General features: G+C 62.8%; 4 protein-coding genes and 1 pseudogene. All 5 read right to left on the bottom strand.

Annotated features, from left to right (window positions below; all coding sequences use genetic code 11):
- A pseudogene (locus JWR14_RS07695) lies at positions 1-437 on the bottom strand (beta-ketoacyl-[acyl-carrier-protein] synthase II); the annotation flags it as partial.
- A complete protein-coding gene (locus tag JWR14_RS07700; protein ID WP_299703969.1) occupies positions 434-2842 on the bottom strand; it encodes an MMPL family transporter in 2409 nt (802 codons plus the stop codon). The gene JWR14_RS07700 and the pseudogene JWR14_RS07695, both read right to left, overlap by 4 nt.
- On the bottom strand, positions 2842-3489 hold the full coding sequence (locus JWR14_RS07705) for an outer membrane lipoprotein carrier protein LolA (protein ID WP_299703974.1): 648 nt from the start codon (positions 3487-3489) through the stop codon (positions 2842-2844). Before JWR14_RS07705 ends, JWR14_RS07700 begins: the two co-directional genes overlap by 1 nt.
- Positions 3477-3914, bottom strand: coding sequence for a thioesterase family protein (locus JWR14_RS07710; RefSeq protein ID WP_299703977.1), 438 nt, complete (start codon positions 3912-3914; stop codon positions 3477-3479). The genes JWR14_RS07705 and JWR14_RS07710 overlap by 13 nt, the downstream gene beginning before the upstream one ends.
- Positions 3907-5385, bottom strand: a 1479-nt coding sequence (locus tag JWR14_RS07715; RefSeq protein WP_299703980.1) for an aromatic amino acid ammonia-lyase, incomplete at its 5' end; no start/stop codon positions are given. The genes JWR14_RS07710 and JWR14_RS07715, both read right to left, overlap by 8 nt.

Genomic DNA, 5385 nt, shown 5'->3' on the forward strand with positions numbered 1-5385 from the left:
AGCGCTGCGGCGGCGAATGGCGCCACCGTGCCAATTTCGACCTGCCGGTAGTCGAAGCTCACCGGCAATTTGCCTGCTTGCGCCTGATACACGAACGCAGCCTCGGCCGCTTCAATTCCCGATGTGCTCGTGCCAAGCACCACGCCAATCCGATGCGCGCCGTAACGTTCGCGAGCAGCGTCAACCGCCGGTGCGATCTGCGCGAGCGCGGCAAGCAGCAGCCGATTATTGCGGCAGTCGTAACGCGAAAGTGATTCCGGAGGCGCGAGATCGAGCGGCGCTGTCACGCTGCCGGCAAAGGTATCGCCAATGCCGGTATGGATCGTTCCCATGCCCGGCGCAACGCCGGCTGCGAGCGCCGGCACGATCGTGTCAACCCTATCACCGAGCGCATTGATCATCCCCAGCGCATGCAGATAAACCCGTGGCCCATTCATGCGGCCCTCCTTCGTTCAGATGGCATGCCTATTGGCGCAAGCAGCACCGATACCGCGATGCCAGCCCCAAGCGTCGCGCCGAAACTCCTCAGCGCGGGCATCGCGCTCATCGCGAGCAGGCCGAAGGAAAGCAAGGTTGTTGCCGCCGACAGCAGCACGCCTGTCCACACCGCGCCAAGATTGGCGTCCGAGCGCGCGGCGCCTTCGCGCAGGAACACGGCATAGTTTGCGCCTACCCCGAGTACGAGCATCAAGGCGAGCCAGTTAAACAGATTCAGCGGCACGCCTGCATAGCCGAATACGGCGAGTGTCACACCGACCGCGAGCAAGACGGGCAGCGTGACGACAATGCCGCCAAGCGGCCGGTAGCGCGCCATCATCAGCAAGAGCACGCTTAGCAGCGCGCCTGCGAGCCAGAGGCCGCTATCGACACGATAAGCGCCGAACAGCGTCGATACGCTCAAGGCTTTGTCGACGAAAGTGACGCCCGGTAAAGCATGTGCAGTGGATATCAGCACAGGCTCGTTCGCCGGTGTGACGCCCTGCGGAATCACGACGGAGGCATAACCGCCCGACGTTGATGCCGTGTCGACTCTGCCAAGCCACAAGTGACGGAACGGCTGCGACCATGGCGCTGCAAGCCAGCTATCGACGCTCAGTACGGCATGGTCCGATTTCGCGTAGGCCGCGAGCCACGCGTCAGCGACTTCATCGCGGAAACCGGCTTGAACAAGCGTCGCACGCAACGCGGATGGATCGTTGAATACGTGTTGACCAAGCAACGCATGGTCCTCGCCCTGCCGCTTCGCCGACGGGACGAACGAGGTTATCGATTGCCAGCTACTCAACTTGGCCGCACCCGTCAAACCATCGAGCTTTGTGCCCAGCGCTTCGGCGCGCTCCAGCACGATCTCGGGCGTCTCGCCGCGCACGACGAAGAACTGCGTGCTGTTATCGAAACCGACCGCGTCGCGGACCTTCTGTTCCTGCGCCATGAGCGCCGGATCGCGCTGGATCAACAGATGGATGTCGTCGTCGCTCGTGAGGCGCAGCCAGCCAGGTATGGCAACAATCAGCACGAGAGCCGCCACGCCCCACGCTCGTCGCCCGCCGATCACTGCGCGCCATGCGCCAAGCAGACGTGCCGCCCCGGCGAATACGCGCTGCGGACTGCGCTTGGCCGGACGCACCAGCAAGGTTGGCAATAGCCACAGCACCGACGCGAACGCCGTACAGATACCCACAATCGCGAAACACGCGATCTGCTTGAGCGCCGGGAACGGTACCCACGTGAGGATGGCGTAACCCAGCAGGCTTGTCGCCAGCGCGACCATCAGCGCTGGCTTCACGGCACGCACGCCGCGCTGTGCATCCCAGTCACGCCCTGCCGCGAGATAGACGACGAAGTACTGGATCGAATAGTCGACTGCCTCCCCGATAAGGCTCGCGCCGAACACCAACGTCAGCAGATGCAGCTTGCCGAATATCAGCATGGTGGCGGCGAGCGCGCAGACAATGCCGAGCGCCGTCGAGACAAAGCCGAGCAGGATCAGCCGCGGCGAACGGAATACCCACAACATCAGCAACGCAATCCCGCAGAGCGACGCGACACCAATCAGATGCACTTCGCGCTCCGAGGCAGCGCGCGCCGCCTCCGCGTAAAAAACAGCGCCGGTACGGTCTAAAGTGACATCTGGGAAGCTTTGCTTTAGAGCGCTTTCGCCGCGCGTCACCGCTTCATGGACTGCATGCTGGACCTTTGATTCGTATGCCGAACCAGGTAACGTCGCCATTACGAGAACGCTGGTCGCATTGCCTCGATGGGCCACCAGCAAACTGTCTTCAACTTCCAGGTTCGAGGTCGCCAGAGGCAAGCCCGCAAGCCAGTGTTCGAGCCAGCCGAACGGATCGTCGGCGAGTTGAGTGGCGAGCCCGCTGTGCAGCGGGCTATAGAGGCGTCGCGCGAGTGTGTCGCGCAACGAAACCGTGCCGTCTGCAAGCGCGGCACGATCGGCCGGCGCAAGCAAGCCGAATCGATACGGCATGTACAGCCCGGCAATCTTCGATAAATCGAATGGAGGCAACTCTGCCGTCACCGAGCCGAAGGCTCCGCTTGCCGACAACGTCGCTCCAAGCTGCTTCGCCGCGGCTTTGGCGTGCGCTGCATCGCTGCTGGTTACGAGGAAAACCGTGCGATCACCCAGCGCAGTAGCCAGAGTATCGACGGCTTTTTCAGCGACCGGATCAGCCTCTGTTGCGGGTAACAACGCAAGCAGGTTCGTCTGCAGCGGCGACGGCCCGGCGAATCGCCACACGCAATAAAGCGTAGCCGCGAGCGCGAGCAGCAGCCAACCAACGCGCATGCCCCACGCCGGTTTAGCGACCCGTGGTTGCGGCACCTGCATCACGGCGCTCCGAACAGCGTGCGATCCGCCGGAGGCAACTCACTCACCGCTGCGCTGTTCGCAAAATCGATACGTGTGACGTCGCCATTCGCAAGCGTAATGCGCAGCGCCTGCAGGTAATCCCCGCCGCTCATCTCCAGGCCCTTGATCGACTGCGCGAGTTGCGGTTGATTCGGCGTCAGTTGCATACGCCATTGCGCCGCGGTGCCGTCCGCGTGCACGTCGAATTGTGCGTAGAGCGCCGAGAGATCGCCACCCAGCATTGCGCGCATCATCCGCGAAACTTGCGCCACGCCGCGCACGCCACTGCCGCTATTCGTGTTCGTGCGCTGGCCGTTGGCGTTGACTTCGCTCACGCCGGTATCGGTGATGACGTAGGTCGCTTTGTACGGTGTATCGATTTGCCAGATCACGCCGCGTTCACGGAAAAAAACCAGCGAGCCCGTGCTGACGAGCGGCTGTTTCATCGCGGCAAGCGTTTGAGTTTGCGTGAACTGCGCGCGAACGCCCTTGGCTTGGGCGAGATGCGCCGCTATCTGCGAAACGAGACCTGTATTGCTCGCTGGGGCAGGCTGAGCCGCGAGCGCGGGCACGCAGAAGCCGATAGACAACGCAACACTGAGATTGCGCAAACTCAACGTGCCCATGCGCGCTCCAGTTTCTCGAAGACCACGGGCGGCGACACGAACTGCAGTTCCTGCGTCGCGGCGTCAACAGCAACCTGGATCGTATAGCCCTTCGTCAACCGCTCACCTGAAGCGGCATCGACAATCTCGTAGCCAATCTTCAAACGGTTTTGATATTCGAGCAATTGCGCGCGTACCTCGATCTGCTGCCCGTAGGTAGCGGGACGCACGTACTTGAGATGCACTTCGACGATGGGCCAGAAATATCCCGACGCCTGCATCTCGCGATAGTCGTAGTCGAACAAACGCAGCAGCGCGGCCCGGCCGATCTCGAAGTATTTTAGGTAGTGGCCATGCCAGCAGACGTTCATGGCGTCGACGTCGTGGAACGGTACTTCTACTATCGCGCTCGCCGTGAGTACTTTAGGGACCGCAGCTTCACTCATGCCGATTCCCTCCAAAAACATCCCCCACGAGGTCGCACGCCGCGATCCGCGCAGTCAGTGCGCGCAGGTCGCTTTCGAGCGCGCGGTCTTCATCGACGAACGGCGATCCAGCCGTCACGCTCTCCATGAAGCCAAGCAACGGCGGGGGGATGGGCGTCGTATCGTTGATGCGCAGACGCAAGCGCGCAGCCTGGACAGTAGCAAGCGTGTGGGCCGCAGCGACCTGCTCGGTCAGCTCCAGGATACGCAGGCAATCGCGGGCAGCGATCGTACCCATGCTCACCTTGTCCTGGTTATGCGCTTCGGTCGAGCGCGAGAACACGCTAGCAGGCATGGTCAGCTTGAGCGCTTCCGCGGTCCATGCCGACGACGATATCTGCACCGCCTTGAAGCCGTGATTGATCGATGCCCGCTCAGGCGCCGCGCCCGACAAGCTGCGCGGCAGGCCGTTGTTGAATTTATCGTCGACGAGCAGCGCCAGCTGGCGATCCATCAGGTCGGCAAGATTAGCGACCGCCACTTTCAGCGCGTCCATCGCGAAGGCAATGTGCCCGCCGTAGAAGTTGCCGCCATGCAGCACGCGTTCACCGTCGGGATCGATCAGCGGATTATCGTTCGCGCTGTTCAGCTCGTTCTCGACATCGCGACGCACCCATGACAGCGCATCGCGCGCCACGCCAATGACGTGCGGCGCACAGCGAATGGAATAGCGATCCTGCAGGCGATGCCCCGGCGTGTCCTCGCGGCCATCGAGATCCTCGCGAATCCATGCCGCGGCTTCGGCCTGCCCTGCGTGCGGTTTGACTTCGAACAGCATCGGGTCGAAGTGCGCGGCGCGGCCGTCGAGCGCGACAGTGGACAACGCGGTCAGGCGTGCTGCGAGCCGCGTAAGATGACCCGCTCGGGCGAACGCGAGGCACGCGAGGCCGGTCATGACCGCCGTGCCGTTCATCAGCGCAAGGCCTTCTTTCGGCGCGAGCGTAAGCGGTGTGTAGCCGAGCTGAATCCAGACGCTGCGGGCATCGCATAGCTCGTCGCGGAAGCGTACATCGCGCTCGCCAACCAGCGCGGCCGCCACGTAGGACAATGGCGTCAGGTCACCACTCGCCCCCACCGATCCCTCCGATGGAATCCGCGGCAACACGCGATGATTGATCAGGTCGGCGAGCCGTTCAAGCAGCACATGCCGCACGCCAGAAAACCCGTATGCCAGCGAATTGAGCCGCGCGGCGATGACGGCGAGCGTCTGCGCGTCGTCGAGATGCTGACCCATGCCGCAGCCGTGATATCGCAGCAGTTGCAAGGGCAGGACTTCGACCAGTTCCATGGGTACATCGACCACGCATGAGTCGCCATAACCGGTGTTGACACCATAGACGGTTGCGCCCTGGGCCAGGTGGCGGCGCAGGAATTCGGCGCCGCGTTCAATACGAGCGCGCCACGCCGGATCGGCGCTCAAAGCGACAGGCGT

This window comes from Caballeronia sp. (assembly GCF_028292365.1).
Classification (GTDB): domain Bacteria; phylum Pseudomonadota; class Gammaproteobacteria; order Burkholderiales; family Burkholderiaceae; genus Caballeronia.